General features: G+C 75.1%; 14 protein-coding genes. 9 read left to right on the forward strand and 5 right to left on the reverse strand.

The genetic code is table 11. From position 1 onward, the window contains the following. Positions 1 to 44: 44 nt before the first annotated feature. The 9 genes from C593_RS0101115 (at position 45) to C593_RS28565 (ending at position 8,943) form a co-directional block, all read left to right on the forward strand. Positions 45 to 356 (forward strand): zinc-ribbon domain-containing protein, encoded by a 312-nt coding sequence (locus tag C593_RS0101115; protein WP_018845462.1) that lies wholly within the window; start codon positions 45 to 47, stop codon positions 354 to 356. Between the two features lie 145 nt (positions 357 to 501). After that, on the forward strand, positions 502 to 1,881 hold the full coding sequence (locus tag C593_RS0101120) for an FtsW/RodA/SpoVE family cell cycle protein (protein WP_018845463.1): 1,380 nt from the start codon (positions 502 to 504) through the stop codon (positions 1,879 to 1,881). Further along, positions 1,878 to 3,338, forward strand: a complete 1,461-nt coding sequence (locus C593_RS0101125) for a penicillin-binding transpeptidase domain-containing protein (RefSeq protein ID WP_018845464.1) — start codon at positions 1,878 to 1,880, stop codon at positions 3,336 to 3,338. Before C593_RS0101120 ends, C593_RS0101125 begins: the two co-directional genes overlap by 4 nt. 320 nt (positions 3,339 to 3,658) lie before the next feature. Next, positions 3,659 to 4,705: an amidase gene (locus C593_RS0101130; RefSeq protein ID WP_018845465.1), complete on the forward strand. Its 1,047-nt coding sequence runs from the start codon at positions 3,659 to 3,661 to the stop codon at positions 4,703 to 4,705. Next, entirely contained in the window at positions 4,702 to 5,166 is a 465-nt protein-coding gene (locus tag C593_RS0101135) for a DUF3291 domain-containing protein (protein WP_026277243.1), read from the forward strand. The genes C593_RS0101130 and C593_RS0101135 overlap by 4 nt, the downstream gene beginning before the upstream one ends. Positions 5,167 to 5,374: 208 nt before the next feature. Further along, positions 5,375 to 6,310, forward strand: coding sequence for an AurF N-oxygenase family protein (locus C593_RS0101140; protein WP_018845467.1), 936 nt, complete (start codon positions 5,375 to 5,377; stop codon positions 6,308 to 6,310). Between the two features lie 43 nt (positions 6,311 to 6,353). Next, the gene (locus tag C593_RS0101145; RefSeq protein ID WP_018845468.1) at positions 6,354 to 7,082 is read left to right on the forward strand and encodes a TetR/AcrR family transcriptional regulator; all 729 of its coding nucleotides are present in this window, start codon (positions 6,354 to 6,356) and stop codon (positions 7,080 to 7,082) included. A gap of 22 nt (positions 7,083 to 7,104) precedes the next feature. Beyond that, the gene (locus C593_RS0101150) at positions 7,105 to 7,380 is read left to right on the forward strand and encodes a hypothetical protein (RefSeq protein WP_018845469.1); all 276 of its coding nucleotides are present in this window, start codon (positions 7,105 to 7,107) and stop codon (positions 7,378 to 7,380) included. A gap of 642 nt (positions 7,381 to 8,022) precedes the next feature. Continuing rightward, positions 8,023 to 8,943 (forward strand): hypothetical protein, encoded by a 921-nt coding sequence (locus C593_RS28565; protein ID WP_018845470.1) that lies wholly within the window; start codon positions 8,023 to 8,025, stop codon positions 8,941 to 8,943. Here C593_RS28565 and C593_RS0101160 read toward each other — a convergent pair. From C593_RS0101160 to C593_RS0101180, 5 genes are all read right to left on the reverse strand, one after another. Continuing rightward, the gene (locus C593_RS0101160; protein ID WP_018845471.1) at positions 8,916 to 10,151 is read right to left on the reverse strand and encodes a styrene monooxygenase/indole monooxygenase family protein; all 1,236 of its coding nucleotides are present in this window, start codon (positions 10,149 to 10,151) and stop codon (positions 8,916 to 8,918) included. The genes C593_RS28565 and C593_RS0101160 overlap by 28 nt on opposite strands. 118 nt (positions 10,152 to 10,269) lie before the next feature. Next, a complete protein-coding gene (locus C593_RS0101165) occupies positions 10,270 to 10,860 on the reverse strand; it encodes a GTP-binding protein (RefSeq protein WP_026277244.1) in 591 nt (196 codons plus the stop codon). Positions 10,861 to 11,011: 151 nt separating this feature from the next. Beyond that, complete coding sequence (locus tag C593_RS0101170; RefSeq protein WP_018845473.1) at positions 11,012 to 11,419, reverse strand: DUF742 domain-containing protein; 408 nt, start codon at positions 11,417 to 11,419, stop codon at positions 11,012 to 11,014. Beyond that, a complete protein-coding gene (locus C593_RS0101175; protein WP_018845474.1) occupies positions 11,416 to 11,910 on the reverse strand; it encodes a roadblock/LC7 domain-containing protein in 495 nt (164 codons plus the stop codon). The genes C593_RS0101170 and C593_RS0101175 overlap by 4 nt, the downstream gene beginning before the upstream one ends. Further along, positions 11,907 to 15,191 (reverse strand): nitrate- and nitrite sensing domain-containing protein, encoded by a 3,285-nt coding sequence (locus C593_RS0101180; RefSeq protein ID WP_018845475.1) that lies wholly within the window; start codon positions 15,189 to 15,191, stop codon positions 11,907 to 11,909. Before C593_RS0101180 ends, C593_RS0101175 begins: the two co-directional genes overlap by 4 nt. Positions 15,192 to 15,233: the final 42 nt, after the last annotated feature.

Here is a 15,233-nt window from a genome sequence, read left to right on the forward strand (position 1 = left end):
CCGGGCCCGCCGGCGGCACGGCAGCACGACGGAGGACTCAGAACATGATCATCTTCGGCACCAAGGGCTATCTGTACCAACTGGCCATCCTCACCCTGGTGTGCGGGCACTGCGGCAACCCCTCGGCCCACACCCTGCGCAAGCGCGTCACGAAGTTCACCCTGTTCTTCGTGCCGTTGTTCCCGTTCTCGACCAAGTACGCCACGCAGTGCACGTTCTGCGGGGCCGAGCAGCAGATCACCAAGGAGCAGGCCGAGCAGCTGCAGGCGCAGTCGGCCGGGGGCGGGGCGCCGGGGTCCGGCCAGGGGCAGGCGCCGGCCCAGCCGTACGGACAGCGGGACCCCCACCGGCACTGAGCCGGACCTCACGGGAGCGCGGGCCCAGGAGCCGAGAAAACGTCTCTTCCGTGTGCGGCGGCCTTCGGAGGGACCCGGCCGCCACCCAGGGACGCACTATGTCATAAACGGACAAACGCCCATACGGCTTGCTACGTTGCACGGCATGACCGCACCGCCGGCGGACGCTCCTCCGCCCGAGCAGCGCCCCGCCAAGCGGCGGGGCGTCGAACTGGCGCTCCTCGCGGGCGCCGTCCTCGTCTCCGTGCAGGGGTACGCCGCCGTCGGTCTCGCCCGCCACGGCGCCCTGCCCCCGGACCTGACCGGCTACGCGGCGGGCCTCGGCGCCGTCGCCCTCCTCGCCCACCTCGCGGTCCGCCTGCGCGCCCCCTACGCCGACCCGCTGCTGCTGCCGGTCGCCGTCCTGCTCAACGGCGTCGGACTGGTGCTGATCCACCGACTGGACCAGGAGACGCCCGGTCATCACGCGGCTCCCACCCAACTGGTCTGGTCCGCGCTCGGGGTGGCCCTGTTCATCGCCACCGTCGTCGCCCTGTACGACCACCGGGTCCTCCAGCGGTACGCGCGCGCCTGCGGGACCACCGCGCTGGTGCTGCTGAGCCTGCCGATCCTCTTCCCGGCCGTGAACGGCGCCCGCATCTGGATCCGGATCGGCGAACTGTCCATCCAGCCCGGCGAGTTCGCCAAGGTCCTGCTCGCGGTCTTCTTCGCCGCGCACCTGGCCGCCCACCGCGAGGCGCTCACCACCACCGGGCCGAAGCTGCTCGGGCTGCGGCTCCCGGCGGGCCGGGTGCTCGGACCGGTGATCGCGGTCTGGCTGCTGAGCGTCCTCGTCCTCGTCCTCGAACGCGACCTCGGCACCTCCCTCCTCTTCTTCGGCCTCTTCGTCGTCCTGCTGTACGTGGCCACCGGCCGGATCACCTGGATCGCGGCCGGGCTGCTGCTCGCCGCCGCGGGCGCGTACGCGGTCGGCTCGCTGGAACCGCACGTCCACGGCCGGGTACAGGACTGGCTCGACCCCTTCGCCGGGATCGCCGCCGGTCAAGGCGCGGGCCAGCTCGCCCAGTCCCTCTTCGCCTTCGGCACCGGCGGGCTGCTCGGCACCGGACTCGGCCTCGGCCACTCCGTCCTCATCGGCTTCGCCGCCAAGTCCGACTTCATCCTGGCAACCGTGGGCGAGGAACTGGGGCTCGTCGGTCTCACCGCGCTGCTGCTGCTCTACGCCCTCTTCGTCGGCCGGGGCTTCCGGGCGGCGGTCGGGGTGGGCGACGCCTTCGGGACACTCCTCGCGGTGGGCCTCTCCGCCATCGTCGCCCTCCAGGTGTTCGTCATCGCCGGCGGGGTCACCGGCCTGATCCCGCTGACCGGCATGGCGATGCCCTTCCTCGCGCAGGGCGGCTCCTCGGTGGTGACCAACTGGGTCATCGTCGCCCTGCTGATCCGGCTCAGCCACGCGGCCCGCGCCCCCCGGCCGCTGCCCGTCGAGCATGACACGGCGGCGGCCGAACCGGCGGTCCTGCGGTGATCCGCTGCACCCGGCACGCGGCCGTCCTGTGCGGGCTGATGTTCCTCGCCCTGCTGGTCAACGCCACCCGCGTACAGATCGTGCAGGCACCCGAACTGGAGGCCAACCCGGCCAACCGCCGTGCCGACATCGTCCGCTGGGCCGACCCGCGCGGGGACATCCTGGTGGACGGCGAACCGGTCACCGGCTCCCGCGACACCGGCCGCGCCCTGCGCTGGGAGCGCACCTACGCGGACGGCCCGCTGTACGCGCCGGTGACCGGCTATGCCTCCCAGACCTACGGCACCTCGCTGCTGGAGAGCATCGAGGACGGCGTCCTCGCCGGCACCGAGCCCGCCCTCTCCCCGTTCCCCCTCTGGCACGACCTCAGCCGGGGCCGGCCCGCCGCCGGGCAGGTCGCCACCACGATCCGGGCCGCCGCGCAGCAGGCCGCGTACGAGGGGCTGCGCGGGCGGCGGGGCGCGGTGGCCGCGGTCGAACCGGCGACCGGCCGCATCCTGGCGCTGGTCAGCAGCCCCTCCTACGACCCCGGCGCCTTCGCCGGCCTCGGCGGGGGCTCGGCGGACAACTGGACGCGGCTGAACGGCGCCCCGGCACAGCCCATGCTCAACCGGGCCATCCGGCAGACCTATCCGCCCGGTTCCGCGTTCAAGATCGTGACCGCGGCGGCAGCCCTGGACGCGGGCGTCGTCGACGACGCGGACGCCCCGACGGGGACCCCCGACCCGTACGTCCTGCCCGGCACCAGCACCACCCTGCCGAACGCGGCCGAGGGCTGCGAGAACGCCTCCCTCGCCTACGCGATCCAGTGGTCGTGCAACACGGTCCTGGCCCGGCTCGGCGCCCGGGTCGGCCTGCGGGGCATGGTGGAGGCGGCGACCGGCTTCGGCTTCAACGACGCGGGGCTGCGCATCCCGGCGGCCGTCTCACGGTCCAACTTCGACACCGACATGTCCCCCGACCAGCTCGCGCTCTCCTCGATCGGCCAGTTCAACACCACGGCCACCCCCCTCCAGATGGCGATGGTCTCCTCGGCGGTCGCGGCGGGCGGGAGCCTGCGCCGCCCCTACCTGGTGGAGAAGACGACCCGCGCGGACGGAGACCCGATCGCGCACCACGGGCCCCAGGCGTACCGGCAGGCGATGAACCCGGCGACGGCGCTGGAACTGCGGCGGCTGATGGTGCGCGCGGTCGAGAAGGGCACGGGCCGCCGGGCCGCGATCCCCGGCGCGGTGGTCGGCGGCAAGACCGGCACGGCCCAGCACGGAGTGGGCAACGCGGGCACGCCGTACGCGTGGTTCATCTCCTGGGCGCAGGCGGAGGACGCGGCCCAGCCGGCGGTCGCGGTGGCGGTCGTGGTCGAGGACGCGGCGGCCGACCGCGCGGAGATCAGCGGCGGGGGTAGCGCGGCGCCGATCGCACGCGCGGTGATGGCGGCGGTGCTGGAGGCGGACTGAGCCGCGCGGGGCGGGCGGGCCGGGGCGGGGCGGCGTCGTTGCCGGGCCGGGGCGGGCTCCGGTGGAGGTGCCATGGCGGACCCGGGCCGGGCGGGGCGGCGTCGTTGCCGGGCCGGGGCGGGCTCCGGTGGAGGTGCCGCGGCGGACCCGGGCCGGGCGGGGCGGCGTCGTTGCCGGACGGCCGGGGCGGGCTCCGGTGGAGGTGCCATGGCGGACCCGGGCCGGGCGGGGCGGGTTGTTGCCGGACGGCCGGCGCGGACGGGGCGGCGTCGTTGCCGGGCCGGGGCGGGCGGGCCGGGCCGGGCTGGAACACTGGGCGGGTGGACGTGGCAGAGGCCCTGGAGGCCGTCGACCGGCTGGATCCGGGGCTGAGCGCCTTCGCCGAGGTGTGGCGGGAGCGGGCCCTCGCGGCGGAGCCCTCGGGGCCGTTCGCCGGCGTGCCCCTCGCGGTCAAGGGCGCGGCCGGGCTCCGCGCGTACGCCGCGCGGCGGCTCTCGGCCGCGGGCGCGGTCGCGGTGGGCGCCACCGCGGTACCCGGACCCGGCACGTACTGGCAGACCTGGGGCATCGGCGCGCACGGCCCGACGCGCAACCCCTGGCGGGCGGACCGCACCCCCGGCGGTTCCTCGGCCGGGGCGGGTGTCGCCGTGGCCACCGGGATGGCCCGGGTCGCGACCGGCGGCGACGGCGCGGGGTCGGTGCGTATCCCGGCCGCGTGGTGCGGGGTGTTCGGCCTGAAGACCACCCGTGGACGGCTGCCCTCCCCGGACCGCACCGGGCTGGCCGCGGCGGGCCTGCTGGCCCGCACGGCGGCCGAGGCCCGCCCGTATCTGCTGCACGTCCTGGACGCGGATCCGGAGCCCGCGCCCGCCCTGCCGCTGCGGGCCGCCTACTCGGCCGGTCTGGGGTTCGCGGACACCGACCCGGAGGTGGCCGCCGTCGCCGCGGCGGCCGTGGCCCGGCTGGAGTCGGCGGGCGTCGTCCGCACCGTCGGAGACGGCCCCGTCCTGCGCGACCCCGCCCCCGCCTGGCTCGCCGTCCGGGCCGGCCGCCCGGACGACGCCCACCCCGTGCGCACCGCCAACGACCGGGCCCTCGACGCCCTGTTCGCCGACGCCGACGTGCTGCTGACCCCGACCACCCCCAACCGCCCGCACGGCCACGAGGGCCCCGGCCGGGACACCTACTCCACCGCGCTCACCTGGGCGTTCAACCTCAGCGGCCACCCCGCGGCCACCCTTCCGGCCGGCTTCACGGCCGACGGCTGCCCGGTCGGGCTGCAACTGGTCGCCGCCCGCGGGTCGGACGTCTCACTGGTCGAAATGTCGGTGGCGGCGCAGACCGCCCTGACTACTGTGCGGCCATGACCGCATTCGAGCTCGCCCAGGTGAACGTGGCCCGACTCAAACACCCTTTGGAATCCCCCCAGTTGAAGGACTTCGTCGACAACCTCGACCCCGTGAACGCGGTCGCGGACGCGGCGGACGGATTCGTGTGGCGCATGCAGGACGCGACGGGCAACGCGTCCGCCCTGCGCGCCTTCGAGGGCGACGCGGTGATGGTCAACATGTCCGTGTGGCGCGACCCGGACGCCCTGACCGCGTTCATGTACCAGGGCACTCACCGCGAACTCCTGGCCCGGCGGAACGAGTTCTTCGAGCGGATCAAGGAGGTCATGACCGCCCTGTGGTGGGTGCCGGCCGGTCACCGTCCGACGGTCGCGGAGGCGGAGCAGCGGCTGCTGCACCTGCGGGCGCACGGGCCGACGGAGTACGCGTTCACGCTGCGCACCTCGTTCCCGCCGCCGGTGGCGCGCGAGGCGGTCTGAGCCGGGGCGGGAGCGGGAGGGCGCGCCCGACCCCGGCAGAGCGGGCCCGAGGGGCGGCCGCCCGTGCTGGACGGTGCGTCAACAACCGGTGCGCGGGGTATTGACGCACCTGCTGACGGGGAGTCTCATAAGCCCAGAACGGTGGTCGCGCCCCGCCGCGGCCACCAAACCCCCTTCCCGAGAAGCCCGTTCGCGAGGTGCTCCGCCCATGACGACCGTCAGCGACCGCGACATCCGTGTGCTCCGCGACGCCCTCGGCCCCCTGCGCGACCGCGAGCAGGTCGCCGCGCGCCTGCTCGAATCCTCCGCGAAGCACTCCTTCGACCCCGACACCGAACTCGACTGGGACGCGCCCGCCGAGGACGGCAAGTGGTTCTGGCCCCCTGAGCTCGTCTCCCTCTACGACACCCCGCTCTGGCGCCGGATGTCCGAGGAGCAGCGGATGGACCTGGCCCGGCACGAGGCGGCGGCGCTCGCCTCGCTGGGCATCTGGTTCGAGATCATCCTGATGCAGCTGCTGGTGCGGCACATCTACGACAAGTCGATCACCAGCAACCACGTCCGGTACGCGCTCACCGAGATCGCGGACGAGTGCCGCCACTCGATGATGTTCGCCCGCATGATCCAGACGGGCGGCGCCCCCGCGTATCCCGTGCCGCGGCTCTACCACAACCTGGCGCGGGTACTGAAGACCGTGTCCACGACCCCGGGTTCCTTCGCGGCGACCCTCCTCGGCGAGGAGATCCTCGACTGGATGCAGCGCCTCACCTTCCCGGACGAGCGGGTGCAGACCCTGGTGCGCGGGGTGACCCGTATCCATGTGGTGGAGGAGGCCCGCCATGTGCGCTACGCCCGGGAGGAGCTGCGCCGGCAGATGGTGACCGCCCCGCGCTGGGAGCAGGAGCTGACCCGGCTGAGCTGCGGCGAGGCGGCCCGGGTGTTCAGCGTCTGCTTCGTGAACCCGCAGGTGTACGACCAGGTGGGCCTCGACCGGCGGGAGGCGGTCGCCCAGGTGAAGGCGAGCGGCCACCGTCGCGAGGTCATGCAGACCGGCGCCCGCCGCCTCACCGACTTCCTGGACGACATCGGTGTGCTGCGCGGCCCGGGACGGCGGCTGTGGAAGAGTTCCGGACTTCTGGCGTGAGATCCGGCCGGGCCGGGTGAGGGCGGCGGTTACGCTGCGGGGCATGACCAGTTCCGCACCGGCCGGCCCCGCGTACCGACGGCTCAGCGTCGAGGAGCGCCGCACGCAGCTCCTCGCGGCCGCGCTCGGCCTGTTCGCGCACCGGCCACCGGAGGAGGTCTCCCTCGACGACGTGGCCGAGGCGGCGGGGGTGTCCCGGCCACTGGTCTACCGCTACTTCCCGGGCGGGAAGCAGCAGTTGTACGAGGCGGCCCTGCGGTCGGCCGCGGACCGGCTGGAGAGCTGCTTCGCCGAACCGCCCGAGGGCCCGCCGACCGACCGGGTGGCGCGGGTGCTCGACCGCTATCTGCGGTTCGTGGACGAGCACGACGCGGGGTTCAGCGCCCTGATGCGCGGCGGGAGCGTCGCGGAGACCTCGCGGACCACGGCGATCGTGGACGAGGTCCGGCGGGCGGCCGCCGAGCAGATCCTGCTGCACCTGGGGGCCTCGCGGCCCGGGCCGCGCCTGGGGATGATGGTCCGCACCTGGATCGCGGCCGTCGAGGCGGCGTCCCTGATCTGGATCGACGAGGACAAGGCCCCGCCGGCCGAGGAGCTGCGGGACTGGCTGGTCGACCATCTGATCGGCCTGCTCACGGTGACCGCGGCCTCCGACGAGGAGACCGCGGCGGCCGTCGCGGGCGTGCTCGCCGAGGAGACGCCGGACGGCCGGATCGCGGGCCTCGCCCACCGTCTGGCCCCGGTCGTGGGCGGCGCGGCCCACCTGCTGTGACGCCGTCGGGGACACTGTCGGGGTGAGAAGCGAGAACACCCCCTTCCAGGGCGGCCCGCTGGACGGGCGCGTCCTGCCGGTCCTGACGGGCATCACGGGCCATCCGCCCAAGTGGTACAAGGTCCCCGTCCCCGGCGACGACGGCACCCCGCCCACCGTCCACGTCTACCGCCGCGAGCCCTCCGGCTACACGCGCCGCCTGGGCCTGCGTCGCGGCTGGATCTATGTGTACGCGCCTCAGGGCGTGGAGCGCCGCGACATCCGGTGGCCGTGGTCGAAGCCGCGGACGACGCCGTAGGCGTCGCGGCCCGGGCACGCGGGCGGGAGCGGGGCGGGCGCGGGCCACGCGGGCGGGGCGTCGCGCCGTCGGCGACGTGAGAGGGCGCATGCCGCCGCGGACGACGCCGTAGGCGTCGCGGCCGGGGCGTCGCGGGTGCGGGCACGCGGGCGGGGCGTCGCGCCGTCGGCGACGTGAAGGGTGCACGCCCTCACGCACCCGCCGGGCGGACGGCCCGGGCACCGTGCCGGCCGGCGGGGGCGGCGCCACCCCCGCCGGCCGCCTCCTCCGACGGCCCCGGCCTGCGGCCGACCCCGGTTCGTCGTCCCCGACACCCCCGTCGTCCCCGACACCCCCGTCGTCCCCGACGTCCCCGACGTCCACCCGTCGGGGTCCGGAGGGGGCCGGAGGCCCCGGGGCGGCGTACCGGCTGACGCCCGGTGGGCTTGCCGTCCACCCCGGCCCGGCCTGCCGCCCGAACGTGCGAAAGGGACCAGGGTTCGGGCGGCTCGGGGCAAGGGGCCGCGCCGGGGGTGCGGGGAAGGTGCCCGGAAAGGTGACCTCCTTGGGCCGGGGTGCGCAGCAGCGGTCGCGGAGCGGGGGCGCGGGCCGCAGCCTCTGGACGGGCCGGGAACGCCCGGTCCACGACGCGGAGGTGATGGTGTGTCAGGCAGCGTGCTCGGCAAGGTGTGCGCGGCGGCGCTGGCCGCCGTGACGGTCGTCGTCCTGGCGCCCCCCGCGGGTGCGGTGGACGCGGCCGGGGAGCCGCCACCGGGCGGGGCGGTCGGGCGGGTGCTGGGCGACCTCGCCGACAACGTGGCCGAGGCGCTCGCGGGGACGGGCCCGGTGACGGACCCTGGCGCACTCGCCGGGGCCCCCGGGACCGCCGCCGGGATCGTCGCCCGGGTGCGGCAGCTGTACCGGGAGGCGGCCGACGCCGAGCGGACGGTCGCGGAGACGACGCGCGCGCTCGCCGCCCGGCGGGCCGGGAACGCGCGCCTCGCACGCGACCTGGCCGAGGCGCGAAAGGCCCTGCGGGAGAGCCGCGCGGCTGCCGGGCGGATCGCCGGGGAGCAGTACCGCAACGGCGGCTCGGAACTCTCCGCCCCGCTGCGGCTCCTGCTCGCCGACGACCCCCGGCGGGCCCTGGAGCAGAGCTATCTCATCGAACGCGCCTCTGCCGCCCGGCGCGCCGCCCTCACCGGCCTGGAGGCGGCCGAGCGCCGGGCCCGGGCCCTGGCCGCCGAATCGCGCACGGCACTCGACGCGGAACTGGCCCTGGTGGCACGTCAGCAGAAGGCGAAGGCGACCGCGGTCGCCCGGCTCCGCTCGGCGGAGGCGCTGCTCGCCGCGCTCCCGCCGGACGAGCTGGCCGGCCTGTCCGGCGAGCCGTCCCCGCCCGCGTCCTCGTCCACCGCTCCGGACCCGGCCGCGTCGGACGTAGCGGACGCGGACGTACCGGACCCGGCCTCGTCGGACCGACCGGACGCGGCCGCTTCGGACGCCGCCCCGGGGCCGGAGGGCTCCGAGCCGGGCGACCCCGCGCCCGGCGCGGGCTACGCCGGGGTGACCGAGGCCAGGTAGGCGCTCGTCTTCTCCGGGTCGTAGAAGAAGTTCTCGAAGTCGGCCGGGTCGTTGAAGCCGTTGGCGAAGCGGTCGGCCACCGGCTGGAGCCGGCCCGCCGCGCCGATCAGGTTCAGGACGTGCTCCGGCGGGACGCCCAGCATCGCGTTCGTCCACTTGGTGACGTGCTGCGCCGTCTCCCAGTAGCGGTCGAAGGCCGCCCGCATCCACGCCTCGTCGAACGGCTTGTCGCCGTGCTCCGTGATCGAGGCCAGGTAGGAGGCGGCGCACTTGGAGGCGGAGTTGGAGCCCTGGCCGGTGATCGGGTCGTTCGCCACGACGACGTCCGCGACGCCGAGGACCAGGCCGCCGCCGGGCAGCCGGCCGACGGGGTTGCGCACGGTCGGGGCGTACCGCCCGGCGAGGGTCCCGCCCGCGTCCGTCAGCTCGACCTTCGTCGCGCGGGCGTACTCCCACGGCGTGAAGCGCTCCATCAGCTCCAGCGTCAGGGCCAGGTGCTCGGACGGGTCCTTGACGCCCCGGAAGACGTCGAGCGGTCCGCCCGGTATGCCCTCCCAGAAGAGGATGTCGGCGCGGCCGGAGGTGGTCAGGGTCGGCATCACGAACAGTTCGCCGACGCCCGGGACCAGGTTGCAGCGCACCGCGTCGTAGTCCGGGTGCTCGGGGCGCGGGCCCATGCCGTGGACGTAGGCGACGGCGAGCGCGCGCTGCGGCTCCGTGTAGGGGGAGCGGGAGGCGTCCCGGCCGAACATGGACACCAGTTCGCCCTTGCCGGCCGAGACCAGCACCAGGTCGTAGGTGCGGGAGAAGTAGTCCAGGTCGGAGACGGCGGCGCCGTGGATGACGAGCTGGCCGCCGCGCTGGGCGAAGGTCTCCATCCAGCCGGCCATCTTGACGCGCTGGTCCACGGACTGCGCGTAGCCGTCCAGCCGGCCCACCCAGTCGATGGCGCGGGAGCTGTCGGGCGCGGCGACCGAGACGCCGAGGCCCTCGATCCTCGGGGCCTGCGGCTCCCAGAAGTTGATGCCGAGGTCGCGCTCGTGCTGGAGCGCGGTGTCGAACATGCACTGCGTGGACATGACCCGACCGGCCCGGATCTCGTCGGCCGTGCGGTTGGACATCAGGGTGACCTCGTAGCCCTGCGACTGCAGGCCGAGGGCGAGCTGGAGACCGGACTGTCCGGCTCCGACGACGAGTATCTTCCGCATGGCGGGACTCCGTTGGGGTTCGGGAGACTGGGGAGACTGCGCAGAGGTGGGCCGCGCGAGGAGAGAGCCGGGACGCCGTTCGGGCGCCTTCCGGTGTCCGGGCGGACGCTGAGGGACGCTACTCGGGCGTGGCGTCCAGGGCGTGGCCGACGAGAGCGAGCAGCGACTCGATGACCGTGACCCGGTTGCGCGCGTCCATGATCACCACAGGGACGTGCGGGGGCACCGTCAGGGCCTCCCTGACGTCCTCGGCCTCGTACGCCGGTGTCCCCTCGAAGTGGTTGACGGCCACGATGTACGGGAGCCCGCAGCTCTCGAAGTAGTCCAGCGCGGGGAAGCAGTCCGGCAGCCGCCGGGTGTCCGCCATGACGACGGCCCCGATCGCGCCGCGCACCAGGTCGTCCCACATGAACCAGAAGCGCTGCTGGCCGGGGGTCCCGAAGACGTACAGCACGAGGTCGTCGTCGAGGGTGATCCGGCCGAAGTCCATGGCCACCGTGGTGGTCAGCTTGTCCGGGGTGGCGCTGAGGTCGTCGGTGTCCTCGCTGGCTCTGGTCATCAGCGCCTCGGTCTGGAGCGGGGTGATCTCCGAGACCGCGCCGACGAAGGTGGTCTTGCCGACGCCGAAGCCGCCCGCCACCACGATCTTCGTCGCGGTGGGGGCCCGGGTGGTGTCCAACTGCCAGGGCTGGACATCCTCCTGGGGCACCGGGGTGTCCCCGGTCGTGTCCGTCCCGGGCCCGTCCGTCCCGGGTACGTCCGTCCCGGGCGCGGATATCGGTCCGCCGTCCGGGGCGGTGGCCGCTCCGGGGGCCGTGGGTGCGCCGGGCGCCTCCTCGGCGGGTCGGGTGAGCAGTGTGTCAGAGGCGGCGGAGTCCACTCAGCACCCTTTCGAGCAGTGCGCGGTCGGGCTGGCCGGTGCCGTGCCCGGTCCCGTACACACGGATCTTTCCCTGGTCGGCCAGGTCGCTGAGCAGCACCCGGACGACACCCAGCGGCATCTTCAGCAGCGCCGAGATCTCGGCGACGGTACGCATACGACGGCACAGCTCGACGATGGCCCGCAGTTCGGGCATGACCCGCGAGGCGAGGCTCCCGCCGGGCAGCTCACGGCGCTCGGGCGGGGCGTCGAGGGCCGCGACGAAGGTCTCCACCAGCAGGACGTGCCCGAAGCGGGTCCGCCCGCCGGTCAGCGAGTACGGCCGCACCCGGGCGGGCCGCCGGTCGCCGCGGACCGGGAGCTTGGGGGACGAGGCGGCAGCGGTCATCGGGTGCTCTCCATCGATTTGCGCAGCTCACTGCGGACTTCGGGGGTGAGTACATGCCCGGCGCGGCCGACGAACAGGGCCATGTGGTACGCGACGACGCTCATGTCGCAGTCGGGCGTGGCGTGCACGCCGAGCAGGGAGCCGTCGCTGATCGACATGACCAGGACGCTGCTCCGCTCCATGGCGATCATGGTCTGCTTGACTCCGCCGCCGTCCATCAGCCCGGCTGCGCCGATGGTCAGGCTGCCGATGCCGGAGACGATGGTGGCGAGGTCGGCGCCCGCGCCGCGGGGGCCCGCGGGGCGTTCGCCCGGTTCGGGGCGGGTCGCACCCGACCCGGTCTCCTCGGGGTCGGAGGAGAGCAGCAGCAGCCCGTCGGACGAGACGACGGCGACCGCCCGGACTCCCGGCACCTCCTCCACCAGATTGCCCAACAACCACTGCAGATTGCGGGCCTCGCTGCTCAGCCCGAACGTGCCGGTCGCAGTCACCTGCGTGCCTCCTCGACTGTGTCCCCCGCTTCTGTCCCGGTCTTCCGCTCCGTGCGGGCGCGCTGGTCGTTCCGGTCCGCCGCGGGGGCGCCCGCGGCGGTCTCCTCGGGTGCCGTGCCCTCGGGGGCGGCGGCGAGTTCGGCCTCGGCGTCGCGACGGCCGTCGCGGGCACCCTGCTGGAAGCCGCCGAGGCGGCGGCGGAGTGCCTCGGCGTCCACCGAGCCGGTCCGCTCGGTGGGCGCGGCGGGTTCCACCAGGCGCGGGGTGCGCTTGGGCAGCCCCTTGTCGGTGACCCGGTCCCAACCGGGCCCGCCGGTGGGGGTGGTGGGGGTGGGACCCGTAGGGTCGGACGACGTGTGGGCCGCGGACATGTGGTCGGCGCCTGTGTCGTCGCCACCCGTGTGGTCGTCGGACGCGGTGGTGCCGAACGACACGTGGTCGGACGACACGTGGTCGGACGACATGTGGTCGAACGACACGTGGTCGGACGACATGTGGTCGAACGACACGTGGTCGAACGACACGTGGGCCGACTCCGTGTGGCCGGCCGACGTGGTGCCCGCGGCCACGTCGGCGTCCTCGGGGCCGGGCTGGCGGGGCAGGCGCATGGTGACCGTCGCCTGGTCGATCCCGTCGGACTCGTCCGTCTCGTCGGGGCGCTCATGGGAGTCGCCCTCGGCGGCGGCGGCGCGCACGGCCCGTTCGGCGGCCTCCACGAACGGGTCGGTCACCAGCAGACGCTCGTCGACGTCGACGTACGCGTCGGCGCCTGCGGCCGCGGCCTCCCCGGTGTCCGCGCGGGTGGCGGCGTCCGCCCGGTCCCGGTCCTCCCGGTCCTCCCGGCCAGCGTCGGCCGCTGTCTCCGCCTCCGGCCCGGACCCGCCCTCGGTGCCGGACACCGCCTCGGGCGCGTCGGCAGTGGGCTCGCCGGCAGCGGGCGCCGGGGCCTCGGCAGCGGCGGACGCCTCGGCGTCGGCGTCCCCCGGCTCCGCACCGGGATCCGCGCCCCCGCCCCGGCGACGGTTCGCCGGCAGCGCGTTGGAGTTGGCCTCGGCGACCGAGCCCGGGAGGTGGAGGGCGGGGGCTCGGCCCGCCACCGCCACCTGCTGCGCGGTCGCGGCCGGCGGCCCCTGCGGCAGCAGCGCGGCCGGGACGACCACCACGGCCGTGATCCCGCCCTGCTTGTGCTCCCGGAGCTGGACCCGCACCCCGTGCCGGGCGGCCAGCAGCCCGGCCACCCGCAGGCCGAGGCCCTCGGTCTCCCGCGCGGCCGGGGTCTCGTGCGCGGCCGGTTCGGCGAGGAGCGCGTTGACCTCGTCGATCCGGGCGGCGGTCATGCCGATGCCCGCGTCCTGGACGGAGAGCATGACCTCGCCGCTCTCCAGCAGCCAGCCCGACATCTCGACCTGGGCGTCCGGCGGGGAGAAGGAGGTGGCGTTCTCCAGGAGTTCGGCGACCAGGTGGCTCAGGTCGTCCGCGGCGAACCCGGCGACCTGCGCGTGCGGCGGCAGGGACTGGATGACGACACGGTCGTACCGCTCGATCTCACTGACGGCGGCCCGCAGGACGTCGACCAGCGGGACCGGTCCGACGTGCCCCTGCCCGTGCTCCGCACCCGCCAGGACCAGCAGGTTCTCGCTGTGGCGCCGCATGACCGTGGCCATGTGGTCCAGCTTGAACAGGGTGGCCAGGCGCTCCGGGTCCTGCTCGCGCTCCTCCAGCTTCTCGATCACGCCGAGCTGGCGCTCGACCAGGCCGAGGGTGCGCAGGGAGAGGTTGACGAAGGTGTGGTGGACGGTGTGGCGCAGCCGCTCCAGTTCGGCGGTCAGCTCGCCGGTGCGCTCGGCCAGTTCGGCGCGGGCCGCGGCGAGTTCGCCGCCGAGGGTCTCGCGGGAGGCGGAGAGTTCGCCGTGCTCGCCGTCGAGGCGGGCGACGCGCGCGCCGAGGTCCCGCAGCTGCCCGTGCAGGGCGTTGAGCGAGCGGACCACCTGGGCGAACTCGTCGTTGCGCCCGGTGAAGCGGACCGGCTCCTCCGTCTGCGGGGACTCGGCCAGCCGGGCCGCCCCGATCCGCAGCACCGCGAGCGGACGGGTGAGGGTGCGGGAGACCGCGGCGAGGACGCCGACGGTGACCAGCAGCAGCCCGCCGACGAGGGCGACGCGCACCTCCAGGGCGGTCACGTCGTCGTCCCGCAGCTGCTCGAAGGCGGTGATCCGGCCGGCGGCGAGGGTGGTCTCGGCGCCGCGCATCTGCTCGATGCGTGCGGTGAGCGCGGCCTCCAGCTTCGCCCGGTCGGTGCCGCGTTCGCCGCTGGTCAGGCGCGGCTGGTCGGTGAGGCGGGCGAGGTAGCCCTCGGCGGTGCGGACCTCTGGGCCGGTGACGGTGGCGGCCAGCCGTTCGCGGGCGGACTTGGCCGCCGCCTGGTCGAAGTCGGCGAGCGCGGCCAGCTCGCGGACCCGGGCCTGCTGGGCTGCGGCGGTGAGCGCGTCCCGGGTGCGGGCGGCGCTCTGGGAGTCCTCGCCCTCGGTCTCGACGGGCAGACCGGTGATCGGGTCGTAGGTGAGCTGGGCGGGCGGCTTGGGCACGGAGAGCGCGGCGAGCAGCAGTCCCCGGGCGGCGGAGGCCTGCTCGACCGCGTGGCCGAGGGCGGCGGGCGCCCGGGTGCCGTCGGCGGCGCGCGGCGGGGTCTTCTCGGCCAGCTCGTAGGAGAGGGCCTGGAGCCGGTCGATGACCGCCGTGTAGGCGCGGTGCGCCTCCATCGGGGTGCTGTCGTCGGAGAGGGCGGTGCGCCGCAGCGAGGGGACGGAGGCGAGGCTGCGGTTGAGCTCGGCGTGGTCGGAGCCGGTCTCGGCGCGCATCTCGTCGACCTGGCGGTCCACCCGGGCGGCCAGCGCCTCGGAGAGGGTCCGGCGGTCCTTGGCGTCGCCCTTCTGGGCCTCTCCCCCGGCGGCGAGGTAGGCGACGACCTCGTCGCGCTCGTCGGCGAGGGAGTGGGCGAGGGTGACGGCCTGCCGGTCGAGGGCGGCGAGGGTCACCAGACGCTGGGACTCGGTCAGGTCGGCCGAGGCGGCCAGGATTCCGGGGGCACCGGCGCCGACGACGAGGACTCCGGCGACCGCGACACCCGCGACGAGCCTGCGGCGCACCCGCACCGGGCGTCCGCCGGGGGTCGCGGCGTCCTGCGGGGCCGTCCGCGAGGGGGCCGGGGCCTGGGACTCGCCGGACTCGCCCGCGTTCGCCGTGGGCGTGGCGCCCTTACCCCGAGGCCGCTTCTTCTGCACCGGTGCTCGCAATCTTGCTTGACTCGTCCACCCATGAAGCAG

It is taken from the genome of Streptomyces sp. CNT372, assembly GCF_000377145.1.

Coding starts and splice junctions, on each gene's coding strand:
- C593_RS0101145 (WP_018845468.1), top strand. CDS start 6,354: ATGACCAGTTCCGCACCGGCCGGCCCCGCGTACCGACGGCTCAGCGTC.
- C593_RS0101120 (WP_018845463.1), top strand. CDS start 502: ATGACCGCACCGCCGGCGGACGCTCCTCCGCCCGAGCAGCGCCCCGCC.
- C593_RS0101135 (WP_026277243.1), top strand. CDS start 4,702: ATGACCGCATTCGAGCTCGCCCAGGTGAACGTGGCCCGACTCAAACAC.
- C593_RS0101160 (WP_018845471.1), bottom strand. CDS start 10,151: ATGCGGAAGATACTCGTCGTCGGAGCCGGACAGTCCGGTCTCCAGCTC.
- C593_RS0101115 (WP_018845462.1), top strand. CDS start 45: ATGATCATCTTCGGCACCAAGGGCTATCTGTACCAACTGGCCATCCTC.
- C593_RS0101170 (WP_018845473.1), bottom strand. CDS start 11,419: ATGACCGCTGCCGCCTCGTCCCCCAAGCTCCCGGTCCGCGGCGACCGG.
- C593_RS0101140 (WP_018845467.1), top strand. CDS start 5,375: ATGACGACCGTCAGCGACCGCGACATCCGTGTGCTCCGCGACGCCCTC.